We start from the raw sequence: 24,033 nt of genomic DNA, 5'->3' as shown, positions 1-24,033 counted from the left end.
TGAAATGAAAATGCCCAAAATTGTGCTGTTATCAGCACTGGTTTCGTGCGCCCTGTTATCAGGCTGTAAGGATGACAAACCTTCTGCTGTCACCATTGAGTTTATGCACTCATCGGTAGAGCAGGAGCGTCAGGCAGTTATTACGAAACTGATCGAAAAATTCGAGAAAGAGAATCCTGGCATCACTGTGAAGCAAGTGCCGGTAGAAGAGGATGCCTACAACACCAAAGTGATTACGCTCGCCAGAACGGGCGCGCTGCCTGAGGTGATTGAAATCAGCCATGACTACGCGAAAGTCATGGATAAAGAGCAACTGCTGGATCGCAAGGCTATCGGCGAGGTCATTAAAGCGGTAGGCGAAAACACCTTCTATGACGGGATCCTGCGCGTGGTGCGCACAGAAGACGGCACCGCCTGGACGGGCGTGCCAATGAGTGCCTGGCTGTCCGGCGTCTGGTATCACAAAGATGTGCTTGCCGCTGCGGGTATTGAGGAACCGCATAACTGGGAACAACTGCTTAGCGCCAGTCAGAAACTGAGCGACCCGGCCAATAAACATTACGGTATTGCGCTACCTACCGCAGAAAGCGTGATGACCGAGCAGGCATTCTCCCAGTTTGCGCTGTCCGGCGGCGCGAACGTTTTTGACGCCAACGGGAACGTTGAAATTGATACCCCTGAAATGGCGAAAGCGCTGACGCTCTATAAAGCGCTGGCCGCGACTACCATGCCGGGCTCGAACGACGTCATGGAGATCAAAGATGCCTTCATGAACGGTTCTGCACCGATGGCCGTCTATTCCACCTACATCCTGCCAGCGGTATTCCAGGACGGAAACCCTGCCAACCTTGGCTTTGTCGTTCCGACAGAAAAATCCTCCGCCGTTTACGGCATGGTTACCTCTCTGACGATCACCACCGGCCAAACCGACGATGAGACTCAGGCGGCTGAAAAGTTTGTCACCTGGATGGAGAAAGCTCAAAACGCAACCGACTGGGTCATGATGTCGCCAGGCGCGGCGTTGCCGGTGAATAAGCTGGTGGTGGGCACGGATACCTGGAAAAACAACGACGTGATTAAAGCGTTTGGCCAGCTGCCTTACGAGCTTATCGCCCAGTTCCCGAATGTGCAGGTATTTGGTGCGGTAGGGGATAAAAACTTCACGCGCATGGGCGATGTGACAGGGTCCGGCATTATCAGCTCCATGGTGCATAACGTCACGGTGGGTAAACAAGATATCAGCACCACGCTTAGCAATAGCCAGAAGCGACTGACTGACCTGATTTCACAACGATAGGAGCGCTCTGCGGAAGGAAATTATGAAGACGTTGTTTTCTGGTCGTTCAGATATGCCTTTCGCCATGCTGCTGTTGGCCCCCAGCCTGATTTTGCTGGGGGGCCTGGTGGCCTGGCCAATGATTTCCAATATTGAAATCAGTTTTTTACGTCTGCCGCTAAACCCGCGAATTGATGCGGTGTTCGTCGGTCTCGATAACTACATCCGCATTCTGGGGGATGCTGCGTTCTGGCACTCCCTGTGGATGACGTTCTGGTATACGGCGCTGGTCGTGCTCGGCAGCACCGGGCTGGGGCTTGCCGTTGCCATCTTCTTTAACCGGGAGTTTCGTCTGCGGAAAACGGCGCGTTCGCTGGTGATTTTATCCTACGTAACGCCGTCTATTTCCCTGGTGTTTGCCTGGAAATACATGTTCAACAACGGCTACGGGATTGTGAACTATCTGGGTGTCGATCTGCTGCATCTTTATGACCAGGCACCGCTGTGGTTCGACAACCCTGGCAGCAGTTTTGTTCTGGTGGTGCTGTTCGCCATCTGGCGCTACTTCCCGTATGCCTTTATCTCATTCCTCGCGATTTTGCAGACCATTGATAAATCGTTGTACGAAGCGGCAGAGATGGACGGAGCCAACGCCTGGCAGCGTTTTCGTATCGTCACGTTGCCCGCCATCATGCCGGTGCTGGCAACGGTGGTGACGCTGCGAACCATCTGGATGTTCTACATGTTTGCGGATGTCTACCTGCTGACCACCAGGGTCGATATTCTGGGCGTCTATCTCTACAAAACCGCGTTTGCTTTCAACGATTTGGGCAAAGCGGCGGCAATCTCTGTGGTGCTGTTCGTGATCATCTTTGCTGTGATCCTGCTGACCAGAAAAAGGGTGAACCTCAATGGCAACAAATAAACGCATTCTGGGCCGTATTGGTTTTTATCTCGGGCTGGCGGTATTTCTGATTATCACGCTGTTCCCGTTCTTCGTGATGCTGATGACGTCGTTCAAAAGCGCGAAAGAGGCGATATCGCTGAACCCGACGATTCTGCCGCAGGCGTGGACGCTTCAGCATTACGTCGACATCTTTAACCCGCTGATCTTCCCGTTTGTTGACTACTTCCGCAACAGCATGGTGGTGTCGCTGACGTCGTCGGTCATTGCGGTATTTCTCGGTACGCTGGGCGCTTATGCGTTGTCCAAACTGCGTTTTAAAGGACGCACGACGATCAACGCGAGCTTCTATACCGTCTATATGTTCTCCGGGATTTTGCTGGTGGTACCGCTGTTCAAAATCATCACCGCGCTCGGCATTTATGACACCGAAATGGCGCTGATCATCACCATGGTGACCCAGACGCTGCCGACGGCGGTATTCATGCTGCGCAGCTATTTCGACACCATTCCGGACGAAATAGAAGAGGCGGCGATGATGGATGGTCTGAACCGTCTGCAAATCATCTTCCGCATTACCGTGCCGCTGGCAATTTCCGGTCTCGTGTCGGTGTTTGTTTACTGCTTCATGGTGGCGTGGAACGACTACCTGTTTGCCTCCATTTTCCTGTCCAGTGCCAGCAACTTTACCTTGCCGGTCGGACTGAACACGCTCTTTAGCACGCCAGATTATATCTGGGGTCGCATGATGGCGGCCTCGCTGGTGACGGCACTGCCGGTGGTCATCATGTACGCACTCTCTGAACGTTTTATTAAAAGTGGTTTGACCGCCGGTGGCGTCAAGGGCTAAGGCGGCCAATTTTTTTATCAGGAGCAAGTTATGAAGAAGTTAGTTGCGACAGCGCCACGCGTAGCGGCGCTGGTGGAATATGAAGATCGTGCTGTTGAAGCACATGAAGTGAAAATTCGCGCCCGCTTTGGCGCACCGAAGCACGGCACCGAAGTCGTGGATTTCCGCGCGGCAAGCCCGTTCATCGATGAAGAGTTCAACGCGGAGTGGCAGATGTTCACCCCGCGTGAAGAGGGGGCAGCGCGCGGTATCGAATTCGGTAAATTCCAGCTGGGCAACATGATCGTTGGCGACATTATTGAATGTGGCGCAGACGTGACGGAATACCAGATCGGCGACAGCGTCTGCTGCTACGGTCCGCTGCAGGAGACGGTGATCGTTAACGCGGTAAACAATTATAAGCTGCGCAAAATGCCGCAGGGCGCGTCGTGGAAAAACGCCGTTTGCTACGATCCGGCGCAATTCGCCATGAGCGGCGTGCGTGATGCCAACGTCCGCGTAGGGGATTTCGTTGTGGTTGTGGGCCTGGGCGCGATTGGTCAGATCGCCATCCAGCTGGCGAAAAAAGCCGGGGCGTCCGTCGTAATCGGCGTCGATCCTATTGAACACCGCTGCGAGATCGCACGCCGTCACGGTGCCGATCACTGCCTGAACCCAATCGGTACTGACATTGGCCTGGAAATTAAGAAGCTGACCGGCAAGCAGGGCGCGGATGTGATCATTGAAACCAGCGGCTTTGCCGATGCACTGCAGTCTGCGCTGCGCGGACTGGCCTACGGCGGCACCATCTCCTACGTGGCTTTCGCCAAGCCGTTTGCCGCAGGTTTCAACCTTGGCCGCGAAGCACACTTCAACAACGCGAAAATTGTCTTCTCCCGCGCCTGTAGCGAACCTAACCCGGACTACCCGCGCTGGAGCCGCAAGCGTATTGAAGAGACCTGCTGGGAATTGCTGATGAACGGTTATCTCAATTGTGAAGATCTGATCGACCCGGTCGTCACCTTCACCACCAGCCCGGAAAGCTATATGAAGTATGTCGATCAGCACCCGGAACTCAGTATCAAAATGGGCGTCACTTTTTAAGCTAAGGACAGCAAATCATGAAAATCGCAACACAAAACCAGGCCTTTTTCCCGACCAATATCATGGAAAAATTCGAGTACATCAAAGCGATGGGTTTTGATGGCTACGAAATTGATGGCCGCCTGCTGGTGGAAAACCTCGATGAAGTAAAAGCCGCTATCAAAGCCACTGGCCTGCCGGTAACAACCGCGTGCGGCGGATATGATGGCTGGATCGGGGATTTCATCGAAGAGCGCCGTCTGAACGGACTACAGCAGATTGAACGCATTCTTGAAGCGCTGGCTGAAGTGGGCGGAAAGGGCATTATCGTGCCTGCCGCGTGGGGGATGTTTACCTTCCGTCTGCCGCCAATGACCTCTCCACGCAGCCTGGACGGTGACCGCAAAGCCGTAAGCGCCTCCCTGCGCTGGCTGGATGAAGTGGCCGCGCGCACCGGCACCACCGTCTACCTGGAACCGCTGAACCGCTACCAGGATCATATGATCAACACCCTGGCTGACGCGCGTCGTTATATTGAAGAGAACGGCCTGAAGCATGTACAGATCATCGGTGATTTCTATCATATGAACATTGAAGAAGACTCGCTGACGGATGCGCTGCATCAGAACCGCGATCTACTGGGTCATGTGCATATCGCGGATAACCACCGCTACCAGCCGGGCAGCGGCAGCCTTGATTTTGCCAGCCTGTTCGATCAACTGCGTGCCGATAATTATCAGGGTTACGTCGTGTATGAGTGCCGCGTTCGCGCCGAGGATCCGGCTCAGGCTTATCAGGACTCACTCACTTATCTGCGTGAATGCTAAGGATGACGAGCGTGATGAGTGCTTCTACACCTTCGCCTCTGCGTGTCGCCATTATTGGCGCCGGGCAGGTCGCGGACAAAGTGCATGCCTCGTATTACGCCACGCGCAGTGATGTTCAAATGGTGGCTGTCATGGACAGCCGCCTTGAACAGGCACAGGCGTTCGCGGAACGTTATGCTATTCCATCGGCATGGCAGGACGCTCACGAGATGTTGCAGGTAGTAAAACCGGATGTGGTGAGCGTCTGTTCGCCTAACCGGTTCCATTTTGAACATGTGATGGCGGCGCTCGAGGCGGGATGCCATGTGATGTGCGAAAAGCCCCCGGCGATGACGCCACAACAGGCTGATGAGATGCGCATCGCGGCGCGCAAAGCGGGAAAAGCCCTGGCGTATGATTTTCACCACCGCTTTGCCCTGGATACCCAGCTCCTGCGCGATGCGGTAATGAACGGAACGCTTGGAGAAATTTACTTTACGTCGGCGCAGGCGCTGCGTCGCTGCGGTGTGCCGGGGTGGGGCGTTTTTACCAACAAATCGCTACAGGGCGGTGGACCGCTGATTGATATCGGCATTCATATGCTAGACGCCGCAATGTATGTCCTGGGTTTCCCTGCGGTAAAACGGGTGACCGCGCACAGCTTCCAGAAGCTGGGAAACCGTAAAAGCACCGGTCAGTTTGGCGAGTGGGATCCCACGCAGTTTACCGTGGAAGATGCCCTATTTGGCACGATTGAATTCTGCAACGGCGGCATTCTGCGTCTGGACACCTCTTTTGCGCTCAATATCCGCGAGCAGTCGATCATGAACGTCTCTTTTTGCGGAGAAAAAGCGGGTGCAACGCTGTTCCCGGCGCACATCTACAACGACGAAGCCGGTGTTTTAGAAACCCTGACCCAGCGTGAAGAGGCCGACGATCAGCGTCATCTGCGCAGTATGGATGCCTTCGTGCGTCACGTGCGGGGAGAGCCCGTGATGATCGCTGATGCGGAACAGGGACTGGTTATTCAGCAGCTTGTTGGCGCGCTTTATGAATCCGCAGAAACAGGGGAAAGCGTGACACTATGCTGAACGTCTCTGTATTAACCGATCCGGGCTTTTGTCCACACAGCCTGAATAAATACGCCTCCATCATGGCATGCGGCAATGGCTACATGGGCATTCGCGCCGCACATGAAGAAGAGTACACCCAGCAGACCAGAGGCATGTATCTCGCGGGGCTGTATCATCGCGCGGGACGCAACGAAACCACAGAGCTGGTCAACCTGCCGGATGTCACCGGGATGGATGTTGAGCTGGACGGTATCAATTTCACGCTCCTGTCAGGCGACATTCTTGAGTGGCAGCGCGAGCTGGCTTTTGCCAACGGCGAATTGCATCGTAACGTTGTCTGGCGTTCGCCGGACGGAAAACGCTATCGCCTGGAGAGTCGTCGTTTTGTTTCGCTGGATCAGTTGCCCTTAGTGGCAATGCAGCTCTCGATCACACCGCTCGATGGTGCCACCCAGGCCGTGCTGAAAACCGGGATAGATGCAACGCAAACGAACAGCGGCAGGCAGCATCTGGATGAAATCTCGGTCAGGGTCTTTGACCAGCACTACATGCAGGGCGTGTATGAAACGCAGGACCGGGCGTCTGAGGTTGTTGTTTCGGCGTTTTGTCAGCTCTCAGCGAAGAGCGACAGCTGTTTTACCGCCAAAAATCGTCGTCTCAGCGTTCACCATTCTCTGACAATTGCTCAGGGTGACACTGTCACGCTTGAGAAGATCGTCTGGCTGACGCATCGCAACGATAAAGCGCTGTCCCAGGAGTCTTTCGCCCGCAACGCGCTGGCCGATCTCAAAGTCTGCGCGGCAAGAGGCTACGACGCGCTGCTTGAGAGCTCAGCGTATGCCTGGAAAGCGGTCTGGCGTGACGCACGGGTGGAGGTGGCTTCCGCAGAGCATCAGGATCAAATGGCGCTCGATTACGCCGTCTGGCATCTGACCGCAATGACGCCAGCCCATGACGAGCGCAGCAGTATCGCTGCGAAGGGGCTGACGGGAGAGGGGTATAAAGGCCACGTCTTCTGGGATACCGAAATTTTCCTGCTGCCTTTCCATCTGTTCACCCGCCCGCAGGTTGCCCGCAGCCTGCTGCGCTATCGCTGGCTTAATCTCTCAGGCGCACGGGAAAAAGCCCGTCGTAACGGCTGGCCTGGCGCGTTGTTCCCGTGGGAAAGTGCCGCAAGCGGAGAGGAAGAGACGCCAGAATTCGCGGCGATTAACATCCGTACCGGGGTACGCCAGAAGGTGGCCTCCGCGCTCGCTGAACATCACATCGTGGCAGATATTGCCTGGGCCGTTGTCGCTTACTGGCAGGCGACACGCGACGATGCTTTTATGCGTAACGAAGGCCTGACGCTGCTGATGGAAACCGCCGCGTTCTGGATGGGACGCGCGACGGAAGTCAACGGTCGTCTGGAAATCCATGATGTGATCGGGCCGGACGAATATACCGAGCACGTAAACAACAACGCCTACACCAACTATCTGGCCTGGCACAACGTTGCCTGCGCGACCCAATTTATGGCGATGTTTGGACGTGAGGATGCGCGTTTTAATGAGAATGCCGCACGGTTCCTGGCGCACCTGTGGCTGCCAGAGGCCGACGCGGACGGTGTGATCCCGCAGGATGATACCTTTATGGCAAAACCTGCCATCGATCTGAGCCGCTATAAAGCTAAAGCGGGTAAGCAAACCATACTGCTCGATTACTCCCGCGCGGAAGTGAACGAAATGCAGATCCTTAAGCAGGCCGATGTGGTGATGCTGAACTACCTGCTGCCGGAACGGTTTACGCCGCAGCAATGCGCTGCCAATCTGGCGTTCTATGAACCGCGTACCATCCATGACTCGTCGCTGAGCAAAGCCATTCACGGGATTGTGCTCGCGCGCTGTGGCGACACCGCAGGGGCTTATGCCTTCTGGCGTGACGGTATCGGCATTGATTTGGGCGACGATCCGCACAGCAGCGATGAGGGTATCCACGCTGCGGCCACTGGCGCGATCTGGTCTGGTGCCATTCAGGGATTTGCTGGCCTGCAAATTATCGAAGGGGAATTGCATCTTGCGCCGAAGCTGCCCGCGCACTGGCAGAAGCTTGCCTTCCCGCTGCGGTGGCGGAACGCAACCATGCGCTTCACCTGTGAAAACGAGGTGTTAACCATTGAATCCTCCGCACCTGTCACGCTGACGGTGTGGGGCCAAACGCTAACTATCACAGGGCGGAAGGTCTGCGCTTACAAGGACTTTCTTGCACCCGTTAATGGGACCGCTACCACGGAGGGACGCCATGACGCTTAACGCTGTTGTATTCGATCTGGACGGTGTAATCACCGATACCGCACATCTCCATTTTCAGGCGTGGCGCGCCGTGGCGGAAGAAATTGGCATCACCTTCGATGAAGTCTTTAACGAGCAGCTGAAGGGAATAAGCCGTATGGATTCTCTCCTGCGCATTCTGAAGCATGGCGGGAAAGAGGGGATGTTTAGCGAGGCGCAGTGCCTGGCGCTTGCGACGAAAAAAAACGCGCTTTATGTCCAGTCGCTGGCATCACTCACGCAGGATTCACTGCTTCCAGGGATCCGCGACGTGCTGGCGGAGATCCGTGCCGCGAAGGTCAAAATTGGGCTGGCATCCGTCTCGCTCAATGCTCCGGGGATCCTGCACGCGCTGGGGATCCATCAGGCATTCGATTTTTGCGCCGATGCTTCCCGCATTCGCCGCTCCAAGCCAGACCCGGAGATTTTCCTCGCCGCCTGTGCAGGGCTGAACGTGCGTCCTGAAGAGGCCATCGGTATTGAAGATGCCGCCGCAGGCGTTGATGCAATCAACGCCGCGGGGATGCTGTCAGTTGGGATTGGGCCTGGTCTTAACCATGCGGGATTACAACTTCATTCAACGCGGGAACTGACCTGGACATGCCTGACAGAGTTCTGGGCGTCCCGGGCGTATTGATAAGGAATAAATTATGGCTCAACTGTCTCTGAAACATATTCAGAAAATCTATGATAACCAGGTCCACGTGGTTAAGGATTTCAACCTCGAAATTGAAGACAAAGAATTTATTGTCTTCGTCGGTCCATCGGGCTGCGGTAAATCCACAACGCTGCGAATGATTGCCGGTCTTGAGGAGATCAGCGCGGGTGAACTGATTATCGACGGCGTTTGTATGAATGACGTGCCTGCCAAATCGCGCGATATCGCAATGGTATTCCAGAACTATGCGCTTTATCCGCATATGACGGTTTACGACAACATGGCGTTTGGCCTGAAAATGCAAAAAATAGCGCCTGCGGTGATTGAAGAGCGCGTTAACTGGGCGGCGCAGATTTTGGGTTTACGCGAATACCTGCAGCGTAAGCCTGGCGCGTTGTCCGGCGGTCAGCGCCAGCGCGTGGCGCTGGGCAGGGCGATCGTGCGTGAAGCGGGCGTCTTCCTGATGGATGAGCCGTTATCCAACCTCGATGCCAAACTTCGCGTCCAGATGCGCGCTGAAATCAGCAAGCTGCACCAGAAGCTTAATACCACCATGATTTATGTCACGCACGACCAGACGGAAGCCATGACGATGGCGACCCGCATCGTGATCCTGAAAGACGGCATTATTCAGCAGGTAGGGGCACCGAAGCAGGTGTACAACGAGCCAGCAAATATGTTTGTCGCAGGTTTCATCGGCTCACCGGCGATGAACTTTATTCGTGGTGCCATCGACGACCGCTATTTTGTGACGGAAACGCTGCGTCTGGAGATCCCTGAGGACAAGCTCGCCGTATTGAATGCGCAGGGTTACCAGCGCAAAGCGGTCGTCTTCGGTATCCGTCCGGAAGATATTGTCACCCTGCAGAGCAGCGGAGAGGAGATTACGGCAAAAGTCAGCGTCGCTGAACTGACCGGAGCCGAATTTATGCTCTATGCCGCCGTGGGAGGACATGAACTGGTTGTCCGCGCGGGCGCGGCCAATGACTACGCAGCCGGAGATAATATCGGCATTCAGTTCGATATGAATAAGTGCCATTTCTTCGACGCTGATTCCGAAGCGGCTATTAGATAAGAAAGGTGTTTGCCGGAAATGCAAATTTCCGGTTTTTTTGTTTGTTAATTATAAAGGGAATATTTAATGAGTACTCTACTAAGAAGTGCTGCGCTCGTTCTGTGCGCAGGGGTTAGCTGTGCGCAAGCAACAGAAACCGCAAAGCAGTGGGCGTTTAATATTGGCGCCATGTACGAAATTGAAAACGTCGAGGGTCAGGCCGACGATAAAGATGGATTATATGAACCCTCCGTGTGGTTTAATGCAACCTGGGATGCATGGACTATTTCGCTGGCCATGTATCAGGAGGGGCCAGTTGATTACAGCAGCATGACCCGTGGAACCTATTTTGACCGTCCTGAATTTGAATTACGCTATCGTTTTATCGGCACCGATGATTTTACTTTCGGTCTGACCGGCGGCTTCCGTAATTACAGCTATCATTTCAAAGATGAGGATGGCGTGAAAGCTGGCAGCGCGAATATGCAGCGCTATAAAATTCAACCGGACTGGGATGTAAAATTAACCGATGACTGGCGTTTTGGCGGATGGTTTGCCATGTACCAGTTTGCCAACGATCTGGAAAAAACCGGCTATTCTGACAGCCGCGTTGAGACCGAAACCGGTTTTACCTGGACCATCAACGAAACCTTCTCTGCGAAAGTGAATTACTATTTAGAGCGGGGTTTCAATATGGACAGTTCACGTAATAACGGCGAGTTTTCGACCCAGGAAATTCGTGCCTATCTGCCCATTTCGTTAGGCCAGACCACCTTGACGCCTTATACCCGCCTGGGGCTCGATCGCTGGACGAACTGGGACTGGCAGGACGATCCTGAGCGTGAAGGACACGATTTCAACCGACTCGGTCTCCTCTACGCTTACGATTTCAACAATGGTTTATCCATGACGCTTGAATACGCCTATGAATGGGAAAACCATGACGAGGGTGAAAACGATCGCTTCCACTATGCGGGCGTTGGGGTAAATTACGCGTTCTGATCATGATTTACCAGGGGCGTTTGCCCCTGGTTTCTAGCGTAATGCAGCCGCATCCGAGAAATGCGTTTCAACCAATACCTTATGCGGCGCAGGTTTACCCGCAATACGCTTAAACAACACGTTGCAGCTCTCTTCGCCCAGCTTTCTCGTTGGGATGTCAAACCCGCCTGGCGCAGGGGTTAAAACGAGAGACAGCATTGGGTCGCTGTATCCTGCCATGGCAACCTGTTCGGGAACCCTCAGATTTAACTCATCCGCTGCTCGATAAAGGCCCAACAATTTCATGCTGTCAGTGGCAAAAACGGCATCGGGTGGGTTGTCAGACGAGAGTAATTTGCTGGCCGCCTGGAGCGCGCTTTCATGGGTATATCCGCCATCAATCACCCATTCCGGATTAATGGCGATGCCCTGTTCCTCAAGGCTGGATTTATAGCCCGCAAGGCGATCGATAGAAACGTGATAATCGAGCGGGGCATGCAGGCAGGCAATTTTAGTGCGTCCATGTTGAATAAACGACTTTGTCAACATAGCGCTGTCGTGGAAATTGTCCGTATCAACGGAATAAATATTCTGATATTCACCTTCCACTTTCCCGATAACAACCACGGGCACGCCGTATTCATCCAGCGTAGTGAAAAAGGATTCGTTTGCCGGGGAACTTAGCATGATGATCCCTTTGATCATCTTCTGCTTTATTTTACTTACACATTTCAGCAGATCGTCTTCACTGCTTTTTGATGTTTGCAAAATAACGTCAAACCCTTCGTCTTCCGCTTTTGCCGTAATGGCATGAAGGACATCGGAGAAAAAAGGGTTACCGGCAGTGGTTTTAGTCGAACGGGTCGAAATAACCATAATGGCGTCGAAGCCAGAAGAGGTCAGGGCACGAGCCAGTTTGTTGGGTTGATAATTTAATTCGTCTATTGCCTTCAGCACTTTGTCACGCGCTTCAGGAGAAATATTCGTTTGTTTATTCAGAACGCGGGAAACGGTTGATTTCGATACGCCCGCAACCCGTGCGATATCATAAATGGTGGGTGACATACACCTTACTCACTCCGGACTGACTGCAATGCCGTTCATCTTACTGGAGAGAAAACGGCAATAGCAATAAATAAGAATTGATAATCAACGATCTGCCCCCATTTATTGTATTCTGAAGCCATGCATTCCAGGCTTCCGGGCAACGAAGGATGGCGATGAAGCGACTTAAGAACGAACTCAACTCACTGGTGAACCGTGGCGTGGACCGACATCTGCGCCTGGCGGTAACCGGGCTGAGCCGCAGCGGCAAGACGGCATTCATTACCGCGATGGTAAACCAGCTGCTGAATCTGCATGCTGGCGCGCGGCTGCCGTTGCTCAGCGCGGTGCGGGAAGAACGCCTGCTGGGCGTTAAACGCGTCCCTCAGCGTGATTTTGGCATTCCACGTTTTACCTACGACGAAGGCCTGGCGCAGCTTTACGGCGATCCGCCCGCGTGGCCGACGCCGACACGTGGCGTCAGTGAAATTCGCCTTGCGCTGCGTTTTCGCTCAAATGAATCCCTGATGCGCCACTTTAAGGATACTTCCACTCTGTACCTTGAAATCGTCGATTACCCCGGCGAATGGCTGCTCGATCTGCCGATGCTGGCGCAGGATTACCTCAGCTGGTCCCGGCAGATGACGGGGCTGTTGCTGGGGCAGCGCGCAGAGTGGTCGGCTAAATGGCGTCAGCTGTGCGAAGGGCTGGATCCGCTGGCGCCTGCGGATGAAAACCGTCTGGCGACCATTGCCGAAGCCTGGACGGATTATTTGCATCAGTGTAAGCAGGAAGGTCTGCACTTCATTCAGCCGGGCCGTTTTGTGCTGCCGGGTGATTTAGCAGGCGCGCCTGCGCTGCAGTTCTTTCCATGGCCGGATGTCGATCGGGTGGGCGAGTCGAAGCTGGCGCAGGCCGACAAGCACACGAACGCCGGCATGCTGCGCGAGCGTTACAATTACTACTGCGAAAAGGTGGTCAAAGGCTTTTATAAAAACCACTTTTTACGTTTCGACCGCCAGATTGTGCTGGTGGATTGTCTGCAGCCGCTTAACAGCGGGCCACAGGCATTTAACGATATGCGCCTCGCGCTGACGCAGCTGATGCAGAGTTTCCACTACGGACAGCGAACGCTGTTTCGTCGCCTGTTTTCGCCGGTGATCGACAAGCTGCTGTTTGCGGCCACGAAAGCCGATCACGTCACGGTCGATCAGCACGCCAACATGGTTTCTCTGCTGCAGCAGCTGGTGCAGGATGCCTGGCAAAACGCCGCGTTTGAAGGCATCAGTATGGATTGCCTTGGGCTCGCCTCGGTGCAGGCGACGCAAAGCGGCCTGATTGACCTTAACGGCGAGAAAATACCGGCATTACGCGGGAATAGGCTCAGTGACGGCGAACCGCTGACCGTTTATCCGGGCGAAGTGCCTGCGCGACTGCCGGGCCAGGCCTTCTGGCAGAGCCAGGGCTTCCAGTTTGAAGCCTTCCGCCCGCAGGCCATGAGCGTCGACCGGCCGTTACCCCACATCCGTCTGGATGCGGCGCTGGAGTTTTTGATAGGAGATAAATTGCGATGACGGAACCGTTAAAACCGCGCATCGACTTTACCGGTACGCTGGAGCAAGAGCATCAGGATGCGTTTAAAACGGCGCAGACGTTCAGCGGCGCGCAGGCAGATAATTTTGCCCCGGCGCTGACGGACGAGCCCGCGGTTGAGGAAGGCCCGGCGGAGGCGGTCGTGGAGGCCGCCCTGCGCCCAAAACGCAGCCTGTGGCGAAGGATGGTCACCGCCGGTCTGGCGCTGTTTGGCGTGAGCGTGGTCGGGCAGGGCGTGCAGTGGACGATGAATGCCTGGCAAACCCAGGACTGGATCGCGCTGGGCGGATGTGCCGCCGGGGCGCTGATCGTGGGGGCTGGTGTCGGGTCGGTTGCCACCGAGTGGCGCCGCCTGTGGCGTTTGCGACAGCGCGCGCACGAGCGCGATGAAGCGCGGGATCTGCTCCACAGCCACGGCACCGGCAAAGGCCGCGCCTTCTGTGAGAAGCTGGCCAGCCAGGCGGGTATCGATCAGTCGCATCCGGCGCTTCAACGCTGGTATGCCGCTATCCATGAAACCCAGAATGACCGGGAAGTGGTCACGCTCTATTCCCATATGGTTCAGCCGGTGCTGGATGCCCAGGCGCGACGCGAGATTAGCCGCTCGGCGGCGGAATCCACGCTGATGATTGCCGTCAGCCCGCTGGCGCTGGTGGATATGGCCTTTATCGCCTGGCGTAACCTGCGGCTGATCAACCGTATCGCGAACCTTTACGGTATTGAGCTGGGTTACTACAGCCGACTCAGACTGTTCAAACTGGTTCTGCTCAATATTGCGTTTGCCGGTGCGAGTGAGCTGGTGCGCGAAGTGGGGATGGACTGGATGTCGCAGGATCTGGCGGCGCGTCTTTCCGCCCGCGCGGCGCAGGGCATTGGCGCAGGGTTACTGACGGCGCGTTTGGGTATCAAAGCGATGGAGGTGTGCCGTCCGCTCCCCTGGATTGATGGCGATAAACCGAAGCTTGGCGATTTCAGGCGTGAATTGATCGGTCAGCTCAAAGAGACGCTCAATAAAAAACCGACGCCGTGAGGTTTTGTTCACTAATCGTGCTGGCTGTCAATATTTGTTGACAGCCATCTTCCGGTTCACCGTGATCTGACATATCATTTTAACGTTATTGGCTTAAAACGGTGAATTTCCCATGCGTCTTGAAGTCTTCTGTGAAGACCGTCTCGGTCTGACCCGCGAGTTACTCGATCTTCTTGTTTTACGTAGCATTGATTTACGTGGCATTGAGATCGATCCTGTCGGGCGAATTTACCTCAATTTTGCCGAAATTGAATTTAATACCTTCAGCAGCCTGATGGCGGAAATCCGCCGTATCGCTGGCGTTACGGATGTACGCACCATTCCCTGGATGCCGTCCGAGCGTGAACATCTGGCCCTGAGCGCACTGCTGGAAGCGATGCCTGAGCCGTTCCTCTCCCTGGATCTGAAAAGCAAAGTTGAGCGCGTTAACCACGCGAGCTGCCAGCTTTTCGCGCAGAGCCAGGAGAAGCTCAGCAACCACCATGCCGCACAGCTGATCCCGGGTTTTAATTTCCAGCGCTGGCTGGACAGCAACCCGCAGAACACGCACAGCGAGCATGTGGTGATAAACGGACAGAATTTCCTGATGGAGATCACGCCGGTTTATCTGAAAGGGGAAGGAAACACCCGTATTCTGACCGGTTCGGTGATCATGCTGCGCTCGACGTTACGTATGGGGCGCCAGCTGCAAAACCTCTCCAGCCAGGACGTTGGCGCATTCAGCCAGATTATTGCCGTCAGCCCGAAAATGCGCCACGTGGTTGACCAGGCGCGCAAGCTTGCCAGCCTGACCGCGCCGCTACTGATTACCGGCGATACCGGAACCGGGAAAGACCTGCTGGCCCACGCTGTGCATCTGGCAAGCCCGCGCGCGGCAAAACCGTATCTGGCGCTTAACTGCGCCTCTATTCCGGAAGATGCCGTCGAAAGCGAGCTGTTTGGACACGCCCCGGAGGGTAAAAAAGGGTTCTTCGAGCAGGCCAATGGCGGTTCCGTGCTGCTGGACGAGATCGGCGAAATGTCGCCGCGTATGCAGGCTAAGCTGCTGCGCTTCCTGAACGACGGCACCTTCCGCCGTGTGGGTGAAGATCACGAAGTGCATGTGGACGTGCGCGTCATTTGCGCCACCCAGAAAAACCTGGTGGAGCTGGTGCAAAAGGGAATTTTCCGCGAAGATCTCTACTACCGTCTCAACGTCCTGACGCTGAATATTCCACCGCTGCGCGATTGCCCGCAGGATATCATGCCGTTAACGGAGCTGTTTGTGGCCCGCTTTGCCGACGAGCAGGGCGTTCCGCGTCCGAAGCTGTCTGCCGATCTCGGCACGGTCCTGATGCGCTACGGCTGGCCGGGCAACATTCGTCAGCTTAAAAACGCCGTTTATCGTGCGCTGACGCAGCTGGAAGGCTATGAACTGCGTCCGCAGGACATTCTGTTGCCGGATTACGACGCGGGAACGGTATCGGTCGGCGAAGAGGCGATGGAAGGCTCGCTGGATGAGATCACCAGCCGCTTCGAACGTTCAGTGCTGACGCAGCTTTATCGCAACTATCCGAGTACGCGCAAACTGGCAAAACGTCTTGGCGTCTCGCATACCGCGATTGCGAATAAGCTGCGTGAGTATGGCCTGAATCAGAAGAAGGGTGATGAATAATAAAAAGCCTCTGTAAAGAGGCTTTTTTTACGCTTATTCCTTTGCCAGCGGCGCGGTTACAATCTCGGTTTTGGTTTCTCCCTGAATGGCCGCAATCCTGCTTTCCACCTCTTTTACCTGCTGCGGACTGTGAAGCAGGGTATAGGTCAGATCAAACTGAGCGCTGGCACCTGGCTGAAGTTGTTTCACGCGCTTTTGCTCGCGTTCAATCGTGACGGGGTAGGCATAGCTGGTGCCTGGCTCAATCCCCGTCACATACCCCTGTTTTGGTGTATCAGTGTTTTTCCACAAGGTCAGCACGGGCAGCTGGCGGGTATCAAACTGAATTGACGCGCCTTTATCACCGGCTTTGTTCACCACCGCCGCGAGGGTTTCGTGGTTGGTGTCCGCGAGCGGTTTGATGTTAAAGACCATCTCATCAAAGCCCTTTGTTGGCCCGGCATAGGTTTGCCAGTCGTTAACGCCTGCTTTCGCGTAATCATTGAACGGGCTTACGCTTGCCGCCGGGGCAAGGAAGCGCGCGCCTTCTTCGAGGATCGGCGTGCCGAAGTTGCTGTGATAGATGATTTGGTAATCATGCGGGTAATCGGCATGGTTCGTCAGAACGTCATGCAAGCTGAACTGGTTGGTTCCTGGAACGTAACGCAGTTCGGTCATGGTTTGCAGATCCGCTTTTTTGAATGTGCTCTCTTTGATGAGTCCGCGAATACGAATTTCATGCGGGGCGGCATCTGCAACGTCCACCTCCACCTGGGATGCCGGCGTATTCCCCGCCTTGCCGTGCAGGGTATAAATCTGGCCGTCAGCAATAACCGGGTGACCCGTCCACTCGTAGCCACAGCGAACCATCATCTCGTTGAAACCTTCCAGCCAGCCGAGTCCGTTCCGACTTTCGAGATTGATGTATGCCGGGTTGACGACCTCTTTAACAGGCGAATTCCACCCCAGTCTGGTTCCAAAGCCTTCGACGTGCAGAAGGTTCATCCCGCGCGTCGGACTTAAGGTGATTGTCAGGCCGTTTTTGCTGCTAATGACGATAACTTTGCTGCCTTCCTGCTTTCCGCCATGCAACACTTTTTGCTCAATGCTGAACGTCCTGTCGTTGATTTTCAGCTCATCGCTGGAAATCTTCCAGTTTCCTTTTTCCACACTGCTTTCAGCGCTTGTCAGCACCCAGGTTTTTGCCGGGGCATGACCAGAAACCAGTACCGCAAGGAGCGTTAAAGCCAGTTTTATTTTCATGTTAATTCCTTTTTGCTGAAACGATTATTTTCTTTCGTAAGCAAATCTAATGTTTTGACGAAAAAGGAAATGTGATGCGTCTCACTGAGGACGAAGATACAAAGTTTTAACGAATTTATTGCTAATTAGATCGCTAATATTATGAATTTATAAAGGTGCCTTGCATAAAAACTGTGAGAAATACCCATTCATGCTTTAACGTTTCAGCTTGCGAGTAATAAAAAACCCCGCCATGGCGAGGTTTGGAAAAAGCGGTATACAATGCTAAGTAATGATTATGCTTTCAGCTTTTCCAGCGCGGCAGTGTAATCCGGCTCGGTAGTGATTTCATTAACCAGTTCGCTGAAGACGACAGTGTCGTTTTCATCAAGAACCAGTACAGCGCGTGCTGCCAGACCTTTCAGTGGGCCTTCCGCGATGCTGACACCGTATTTCTCAAGGAAATCTGCACTGCGCAGGGTGGAGAGGGTGATAACGTTGCTCAGGCCTTCAGCGCCGCAGAAGCGGGACTGGGCGAAAGGCAGGTCAGCGGAAATGCACAGCACAACGGTGTTGTCCATTTCAGTTGCCAGCTGGTTGAACTTACGCACGGAAGCGGCGCAAACGCCGGTATCAATGCTTGGGAAAATGTTCAGCACTTTGCGTTTACCCGCAAACTGAGCCAGTGTGACGTCAGACAGATCTTTAGCCACCAGAGTGAAAGGTTGCGCTTTGCTGCCAGCCTGCGGAATGGAACCTGCAACAGCAACCGGGTTGCCCTGGAAATGAACGAGTTGTGACATAGATATCTTCCTGTTTACATATAGTTAACGTCGTGGCTAGTGTATGCCATCAGCGGATAACACGGCAAACCAAATTTTTTCGCCTTACCGGGCCGCAAGGAGTCAGTGATGAGAAGCGTTAAGGTCTATGAAGAAGCCTGGCCATTGCATACCCCGTTTGTAATCTCCCGTGGCAGCCGAAGTGAAGCCAGCGTGGTTGTGGTTGAAATTGAAGAGGACGGTTTTAAAGGTGTCGGGGAATGCACGCCTTACCCACGCTATGGGGAAAGTCTTGCATCGGTGATGGCGCATATCATGACGCTGGTGCCAGACCTGCAAACAGGGCTCACGCGCGAGGCATTGCAGCAGCGGTTACCCGCCGGGGCGGCGCGTAACGCCATCGACTGCGCGCTCTGGAGCCTGGAGGCCGCTAAGCAGCAGCAATCGCTGACGTCGCTGTTAGGTGTTGCGCTGCCGGAAGCGGTCATTACGGCGCAAACGGTGGTGATTGGCGAGCCGGACCAAATGGCAGCCAGCGCGAAAGCGCTCTATGACGCGGGGGCCCGGCTTCTGAAGGTGAAACTCGACGATCGTCTGATCAGCGAGCGGATGGTCGCCATTCGCTCGGCGGTTCCCGCAGCCACGTTGATTGTTGATGCCAACGAGTCATGGCATTCCGAAGGTCTGGCCGCGCGCTGTCAGCTGCTGGCTGACCTGGGCGTGGCCATGCTGGAACAGCCTTTGCCGGCAAAGGATGACGCGGCGCTGAAGAATTTTATCCATCCGTTGCCCATCTGTGCGGATGAAAGCTGCCACACTCGCGAGAGTTTAAGCGGGCTTCAGGGCAGCTATGAGATGATTAATATTAAGCTCGACAAAACCGGGGGCCTGACGGAAGCGCTGGCCCTGGCAGCGCAGGCACGGGCGCAGGGTTTTTCACTGATGCTGGGCTGTATGCTCTGTACGTCCCGGGCGATCGGCGCGGCGCTGCCGCTGGTGAATCAGGTCAGTTTCGCCGATCTGGATGGCCCGACATGGCTGGCGGTTGACGTGTCGCCAGCACTCAGTTTTACCAGCGGCGTGCTTCATCTCTGAGGCTGCCAGCGCAAGAGCTCCACCATGGCTTTTAAGTATTTTTCGCTGGCCTCGTCGGAGGAGATCGGCGGGAATTCAGCGGTAATGCAGGGCAGGCTCAAATCGTCACACCAGCTACCGAACGATCCCGGCGTTTCATAGCCCACGCTGGTGACGAGTGGCAGGGCGAACATTTCCGCCAGCCACGCGCCGAGCTCAGAGTGGCGCGGATCTTCAATGCAGGCCAGCGGATCGTGGAAGGAGACCACCCATGCAGGGTGGATCTTATGGATGAGCTGGCACAACGCCTGCGTTTCCGGCTCTGAGCCCGGTTTGTCTCCCGTCAGCAGCACCACATCTCGCTCCTCTGCGGAGCTGTTCCAGCGGTACACCGTTTCCCCGGCGCGCCAGTTTGCCGCCGGGAAATTACGGTTTAAATCAACGCCTCTCGCATTGGCGCGAAGCCCCAGCTGACAGCCGTCCGGGTTAACCGCCAGAATCACGTGATGACGCCGTAAAGCGGGCGTCAGCGTCCGCAACGCACACGAAAGCGTTACGACAGAGGAGTTTTCATCACCGTGCGTGCCGGCGATGATCAAGCCGCTGTCGCGATCGGCATCGGGGGCGGGGAACCAGATCAGCGATGCGCCTAAAAATGAGCGGCCATATTGCTCAGCGCCCGGCGGAAAGGCGCCGCGTTCCGCTCTCGGTCGGGTGGTTGCCATACGAAATCCTGATAAAGAAGTCACTACTGGCAGTGTTGTGCAAAACCCGCGGTTAATCAAATAGTTTCCGTAACGGCTGAGAATTGCCTTAAATCACTATTCAGGAGTAAGTTATTTGCATTTCTCTTTGTCGAAACAAATAATTACGCAACTGCCTGTTACCTGAATTCTTTAAAGGGGATCTTATGAAGCATCCTGTTTCGCGTCTTTTTGCCGCATTGTGCCTGTGCGGACTTACTTCACTTTCCTACGCTGCTGATGTGCCGCAGGGCACGGCGCTGGCGCAAAAGCAGGAGCTGGTCAGACACATTAAAGATGAGCCCGCGTCGCTGGATCCGGCGAAAGCCGTGGGGCTGCCAGAGATTCAGGTGATTCGCGATCTCTTTGAAGGCCTGGTTAATCAGAATGAGAAAGGTGAGCTGACGCCGGGCGTGGCGACACGCTGGCAGAGCAACGATAACCGCATCTGGACGTTTAGCCTGCGCGACGACGCAAAATGGTCTGACGGTACGCCCGTCACCGCTGAGGATTTTGTCTATAGCTGGCAGCGTCTGGTGGATCCGAAAACCACTTCGCCGTTTGCCTGGTTTGCGGCACTGGCGGGCATCCACAACGCACAAGCCATTATTGATGGTAAAGCCGCGCCCGATACCCTTGGGGTAACCGCCGTAGATGCCAGAACGTTACGCGTTCAGCTGGACAAACCATTGCCGTGGTTCAGCAACCTGACGGCTAACTTTGCCTTTTATCCGGTGCAAAAAGCCAACGTCGAAAGCGGTAAAGAGTGGACACGACCGGGCGCGCTGGTGGGGAACGGCGCTTACGTTCTGAAGGATCGCGTGGTGAATGAAAAACTGGTTGTGGTGCCCAATAAGCACTACTGGGACAATGCCAAAACGGTACTGCAAAAAGTGACCTTCGTGCCGATTAATCAGGAATCGTCGGCCACCAAACGCTACCTGGCAGGGGATATTGATATTACCGAATCGTTTCCAAAAAACATGTATCAGAAGCTCCTGAAGGACATTCCGGGACAGGTTTATACGCCGCCTCAGTTGGGAACGTATTACTACGCCTTTAACACCCAAAAAGGCCCGACGGCGGATGCACGGGTTCGTCTGGCACTGAGTATGAGCATCGACCGTCGTATCATGGCGGAAAAAGTGTTAGGGACGGGTGAGAAGCCCGCCTGGCACTTCACTCCTGACGTGACGGCAGGGTTCACCCCGGACGCCTCGCCATTTGAGCAGATGTCGCAGCAGGAGCTGAACGCCCAGGCAAAAACCTTGCTGCAAGCCGCAGGATATGGTCCTCAGCGTCCGCTGAAACTGAACCTGCTGTATAATACCTCGGAAAACCACCAGAAAATCGCGATCGCGGTGGCCTCCATGTGGAAGAAAAATCTCGGTGTGGATGTCAAACTGCAAAACCAGGAGTGGAAAACCTACATTGATAGCCGTAACACCGGCAACTTTGATGTGATCCGCGCTTCATGGGTCGGTGATTACAACGAGCCATCAACGTTCCTTTCATTGCTGACCTCCACCCACAGCGGCAATATCTCCCGCTTTAATGACCCTGCCTACGATAAGATCATCCAACAGGCGACGCTGGAAACGACGGCGAAGGCGCGCAATACGGACTACAACATGGCGGAGAAAATCCTGATGGAGAAGGCGCCCATCGCGCCAATTTATCAGTACACCAATGGCCGCCTGATAAAGCCCTGGGTGAAAGGTTACCCTATCAATAACCCGGAAGACGTGGCGTATAGCCGGACGATGTATATTGAAAAGCACTAACGGGCAGTAATGTCAGCTCATCACAGCTAAACCAGAGCTGGCGCGGTTTACCGCGCCAGTTTTTCCTTAGCGTCCTGAAAGGTGATGTCCTTAAATGACGGTTTTTAGCCATGACGCTATATCCTGGGTCGGCAGATTATTTTGTACATTCCAGGTATCTTGCATCGGCCACCATACACCGTCTCCCCTGGCGAAGGCTGTGCGATAGCCAGCCATCGTGTCATCCGGTTTCAAACGCAGCTCATCCAGTAGCGCAGGGAGGAGCAGGACGTCTTTAGTGAACGTTTGGCCTGTCACGCGTTCAACGGTTTCTGCCAGTTTTCCGTAAGAGGTTGTTTCACCTGCGACAAATATCACTTCATTTACGATCCGCGGCTGATGCAAATAAATTTCGGTGGTGAGTCGGCCAATATCCGCAGGTGATGTCACGGTGACCTGTGTGTCCCATCCTCCGAGCGCATTAATGGTTTTTTCGGATAGATTTACCACATCAAATGCCGGTTCGAAGAGAAAGCTGGTAAACATACCGGTTGAAACAATCACCCATTCCGTCGCGTTCTGTTCCCGCAAAAGCGTCCTGACATCATACTGCTCGTCCCAGACGGGCTGACCGCTCCCTTTGCCCACCACATCGTAATTCACGCCAAACTGCCAGGGAAAATAGCGGCTAACGCCAGCCTCAAGTACCGCACGGGTAATTTTGAGCTGTGTACCTGCTCCGGCGACAAACCCCATGCAATTGATCACGGTATCAAAATCCACAAAGTGAGTTTTTAACGTTTCAGTTGAACTGTCGGCGACATCGACCGCGATGAATTCTGCCCCTGCATCAGCCAGTTTTTGATGAGTTTCGGAGGGAAGCTTACCCCTGTTGTCCCAGGAGCCGGGCGAAACGATAACGGAGATAGTGCCATCGCGCTGCGTAACTGCCGGAACCAGGTAGTCCAGCACGGCAGCACCTAATTGTCCTGCACCAAGCACTAATACGTTTTCACCTGTTTTGATATCACGTTCTTTCATGCTGAGCCTCACTTTGTTAAATCGCCTGTCTACATCGACTTGAGGAAGGTTATGTCAGCTGGCCGCATTCGATAAGATGGTAAGCATAAGTTAGACTGTTCGTAAAAATGGGATAATCAGAGTTTTCAGGCGTGGTGGGAATATGGATAAACTGGAATCAATGCAGGTCTATATTTGCGTGGTCGATACCCATAGCTTCGCCAGGGCGGCAGAAGTGCTGGGGCTACCGCGTTCAACCGTATCGCGGGTCGTTAAGGAACTGGAGACATACCTGGGTATTCAACTTTTACAACGCACCACCCGGAAACTCAGCGTGACGGCAGAGGGCCGACGTTACTACGACGAGAGCAAACGACTGTTGGCAGATATCGCAACGATGGAGTCTTCTTTTCCCGGCAGATCCGCACAGCCCAGAGGCCGTTTTAAAGTGGGGATGCCGCAGTCTCTCGCCCGACATTGCATTCTTCCCAGTCTCCCGGAGTTTCTGCGCCAGTATCCCCAGCTGGAGTTGATACTCTGTTCCAGCGATAACGTGGAGGACATTATTCAGGAAGGGTATGACTGCGTAATTCGCACCGGGAGGATTGAAGATTCAACGACGCTGGTCGCGCGCCCTCTGGCGAACTTCAGGTGGGTTGTTCTGGCTTCTCCGGGCTATATAGCCGCCTGTGGTAAGCCGGAAAATCTCGACCAACTGGAAAAACATTATGCAGTCGGCTATCTGAACCACCGCACCGGGCGTACCATCGACTGGTTTTTTACGCGTGATGACGGCGATTGTGCAATCCGCATGAAAGAGACGCTGATCGTTGATGATACCGACGCCTATATCCAGGCCGGAATTCAAGGGCTAGGGTTAATTCGCGTGGCCAGCTATCTGGTTGCACCCTATCTGCAAAGCGGAGCGCTCGTTCGCTGTATGGAGAACTTTTCTTTTGATTTACCGCTTTCGCTGGTCTATCCACAAAACCGCTATCTTCCTCCTTCGGTACGCGCCTTTTATGACTGGAGCAGATCGGTGCTACAGCAAGATGGCGACTGACCGGCGAGATTGTCATTGAAACTGACGTTCGGGAGCGCCAGTTTTGCTTAATAGTCGGAAATAAAAAAAGCCC

21 protein-coding genes are annotated in these 24,033 nt (G+C 54.5%); 16 read left to right on the top strand and 5 right to left on the bottom strand.

Annotated features, from left to right (window positions below; all coding sequences use genetic code 11):
• Positions 1 to 4: 4 nt before the first annotated feature.
• The 10 genes from ACWKXT_RS04975 to ACWKXT_RS04930 all read left to right on the top strand — a co-directional run bounded on the left by ACWKXT_RS04975 (position 5) and on the right by ACWKXT_RS04930 (position 10,994).
• A complete protein-coding gene (locus ACWKXT_RS04975) occupies positions 5 to 1,297 on the top strand; it encodes an ABC transporter substrate-binding protein (protein ID WP_454531844.1) in 1,293 nt (430 codons plus the stop codon).
• Positions 1,298 to 1,319: 22 nt separating this feature from the next.
• A complete protein-coding gene (locus ACWKXT_RS04970; RefSeq protein ID WP_454526662.1) occupies positions 1,320 to 2,201 on the top strand; it encodes a carbohydrate ABC transporter permease in 882 nt (293 codons plus the stop codon).
• Positions 2,188 to 3,030: a carbohydrate ABC transporter permease gene (locus ACWKXT_RS04965; protein WP_454526663.1), complete on the top strand. Its 843-nt coding sequence runs from the start codon at positions 2,188 to 2,190 to the stop codon at positions 3,028 to 3,030. Before ACWKXT_RS04970 ends, ACWKXT_RS04965 begins: the two co-directional genes overlap by 14 nt.
• 30 nt (positions 3,031 to 3,060) lie before the next feature.
• Positions 3,061 to 4,113 carry a zinc-dependent alcohol dehydrogenase gene (locus ACWKXT_RS04960; RefSeq protein ID WP_454531843.1) on the top strand — a complete coding sequence of 351 codons (1,053 nt, stop codon included), beginning with the start codon at positions 3,061 to 3,063 and terminating at the stop codon, positions 4,111 to 4,113.
• 17 nt (positions 4,114 to 4,130) lie between these two features.
• Entirely contained in the window at positions 4,131 to 4,919 is a 789-nt protein-coding gene (locus ACWKXT_RS04955; RefSeq protein WP_454526664.1) for a sugar phosphate isomerase/epimerase family protein, read from the top strand.
• A gap of 11 nt (positions 4,920 to 4,930) precedes the next feature.
• Entirely contained in the window at positions 4,931 to 5,989 is a 1,059-nt protein-coding gene (locus tag ACWKXT_RS04950; RefSeq protein WP_454531842.1) for a Gfo/Idh/MocA family protein, read from the top strand.
• The gene (locus ACWKXT_RS04945; RefSeq protein WP_454531841.1) at positions 5,983 to 8,262 is read left to right on the top strand and encodes a glycoside hydrolase family 65 protein; all 2,280 of its coding nucleotides are present in this window, start codon (positions 5,983 to 5,985) and stop codon (positions 8,260 to 8,262) included. The genes ACWKXT_RS04950 and ACWKXT_RS04945 overlap by 7 nt, the downstream gene beginning before the upstream one ends.
• The gene (pgmB, locus tag ACWKXT_RS04940) at positions 8,252 to 8,917 is read left to right on the top strand and encodes a beta-phosphoglucomutase (RefSeq protein WP_454531840.1); all 666 of its coding nucleotides are present in this window, start codon (positions 8,252 to 8,254) and stop codon (positions 8,915 to 8,917) included. The genes ACWKXT_RS04945 and pgmB overlap by 11 nt, the downstream gene beginning before the upstream one ends.
• Positions 8,918 to 8,930: 13 nt before the next feature.
• Positions 8,931 to 10,013 carry an ABC transporter ATP-binding protein gene (locus tag ACWKXT_RS04935; protein WP_119915772.1) on the top strand — a complete coding sequence of 361 codons (1,083 nt, stop codon included), beginning with the start codon at positions 8,931 to 8,933 and terminating at the stop codon, positions 10,011 to 10,013.
• A gap of 66 nt (positions 10,014 to 10,079) precedes the next feature.
• Positions 10,080 to 10,994 carry an OmpG family monomeric porin gene (locus ACWKXT_RS04930; protein ID WP_454531839.1) on the top strand — a complete coding sequence of 305 codons (915 nt, stop codon included), beginning with the start codon at positions 10,080 to 10,082 and terminating at the stop codon, positions 10,992 to 10,994.
• Between the two features lie 33 nt (positions 10,995 to 11,027).
• Here ACWKXT_RS04930 and ACWKXT_RS04925 read toward each other — a convergent pair whose 3' ends face one another.
• Complete coding sequence (locus ACWKXT_RS04925) at positions 11,028 to 12,038, bottom strand: LacI family DNA-binding transcriptional regulator (RefSeq protein ID WP_454531838.1); 1,011 nt, start codon at positions 12,036 to 12,038, stop codon at positions 11,028 to 11,030.
• Between the two features lie 155 nt (positions 12,039 to 12,193).
• Here ACWKXT_RS04925 and ACWKXT_RS04920 point away from each other — a divergent pair, with 155 nt between their 5' ends.
• From ACWKXT_RS04920 to tyrR, 3 genes are all read left to right on the top strand, one after another.
• Positions 12,194 to 13,591, top strand: a complete 1,398-nt coding sequence (locus ACWKXT_RS04920) for a YcjX family protein (RefSeq protein WP_454531837.1) — start codon at positions 12,194 to 12,196, stop codon at positions 13,589 to 13,591.
• The gene (locus ACWKXT_RS04915; protein ID WP_454531836.1) at positions 13,588 to 14,640 is read left to right on the top strand and encodes a TIGR01620 family protein; all 1,053 of its coding nucleotides are present in this window, start codon (positions 13,588 to 13,590) and stop codon (positions 14,638 to 14,640) included. The genes ACWKXT_RS04920 and ACWKXT_RS04915 overlap by 4 nt, the downstream gene beginning before the upstream one ends.
• Positions 14,641 to 14,752: 112 nt before the next feature.
• Positions 14,753 to 16,294 (top strand): transcriptional regulator TyrR, encoded by a 1,542-nt coding sequence (gene tyrR / locus ACWKXT_RS04910; RefSeq protein ID WP_454526672.1) that lies wholly within the window; start codon positions 14,753 to 14,755, stop codon positions 16,292 to 16,294.
• A gap of 33 nt (positions 16,295 to 16,327) precedes the next feature.
• On the opposite strand, the gene ACWKXT_RS04905 is transcribed toward tyrR, so the two are convergent.
• Together ACWKXT_RS04905 and tpx are read right to left on the bottom strand one after the other, a co-directional pair.
• Positions 16,328 to 17,536 carry an aldose 1-epimerase family protein gene (locus tag ACWKXT_RS04905; RefSeq protein ID WP_454531835.1) on the bottom strand — a complete coding sequence of 403 codons (1,209 nt, stop codon included), beginning with the start codon at positions 17,534 to 17,536 and terminating at the stop codon, positions 16,328 to 16,330.
• 275 nt (positions 17,537 to 17,811) lie between these two features.
• The gene (gene tpx, locus ACWKXT_RS04900) at positions 17,812 to 18,318 is read right to left on the bottom strand and encodes a thiol peroxidase (protein ID WP_454531834.1); all 507 of its coding nucleotides are present in this window, start codon (positions 18,316 to 18,318) and stop codon (positions 17,812 to 17,814) included.
• A gap of 108 nt (positions 18,319 to 18,426) precedes the next feature.
• Between tpx and ycjG the strand changes: the two genes are divergently transcribed.
• Positions 18,427 to 19,392, top strand: coding sequence for an L-Ala-D/L-Glu epimerase (ycjG, locus tag ACWKXT_RS04895; RefSeq protein ID WP_454531833.1), 966 nt, complete (start codon positions 18,427 to 18,429; stop codon positions 19,390 to 19,392).
• On the opposite strand, the gene mpaA is transcribed toward ycjG, so the two are convergent.
• Positions 19,383 to 20,096, bottom strand: a complete 714-nt coding sequence (gene mpaA, locus ACWKXT_RS04890; RefSeq protein WP_454526676.1) for a murein tripeptide amidase MpaA — start codon at positions 20,094 to 20,096, stop codon at positions 19,383 to 19,385. The two genes, ycjG and mpaA, sit on opposite strands and share 10 nt — an antisense overlap.
• A gap of 185 nt (positions 20,097 to 20,281) precedes the next feature.
• On the opposite strand from mpaA, the gene ACWKXT_RS04885 reads away from it, so the two are divergent.
• Complete coding sequence (locus tag ACWKXT_RS04885) at positions 20,282 to 21,898, top strand: peptide ABC transporter substrate-binding protein (protein WP_454526677.1); 1,617 nt, start codon at positions 20,282 to 20,284, stop codon at positions 21,896 to 21,898.
• Positions 21,899 to 21,988: 90 nt separating this feature from the next.
• Here the strand turns inward: ACWKXT_RS04885 and ACWKXT_RS04880 are convergent, their stop codons facing one another.
• Positions 21,989 to 22,918: an aromatic alcohol reductase gene (locus tag ACWKXT_RS04880; RefSeq protein ID WP_454526678.1), complete on the bottom strand. Its 930-nt coding sequence runs from the start codon at positions 22,916 to 22,918 to the stop codon at positions 21,989 to 21,991.
• A gap of 142 nt (positions 22,919 to 23,060) precedes the next feature.
• Between ACWKXT_RS04880 and ACWKXT_RS04875 the strand changes: the two genes are divergently transcribed.
• Positions 23,061 to 23,960, top strand: coding sequence for a LysR family transcriptional regulator (locus ACWKXT_RS04875; protein ID WP_454531832.1), 900 nt, complete (start codon positions 23,061 to 23,063; stop codon positions 23,958 to 23,960).
• The last annotated feature ends 73 nt before the right edge of the window (positions 23,961 to 24,033 follow it).

It is taken from the genome of Enterobacter sp. UPMP701 (genome assembly GCF_053709515.1).
Note: the sequence above shows the minus strand (reverse complement) of the source record. Positions and strands in the feature narration are given on the sequence as shown.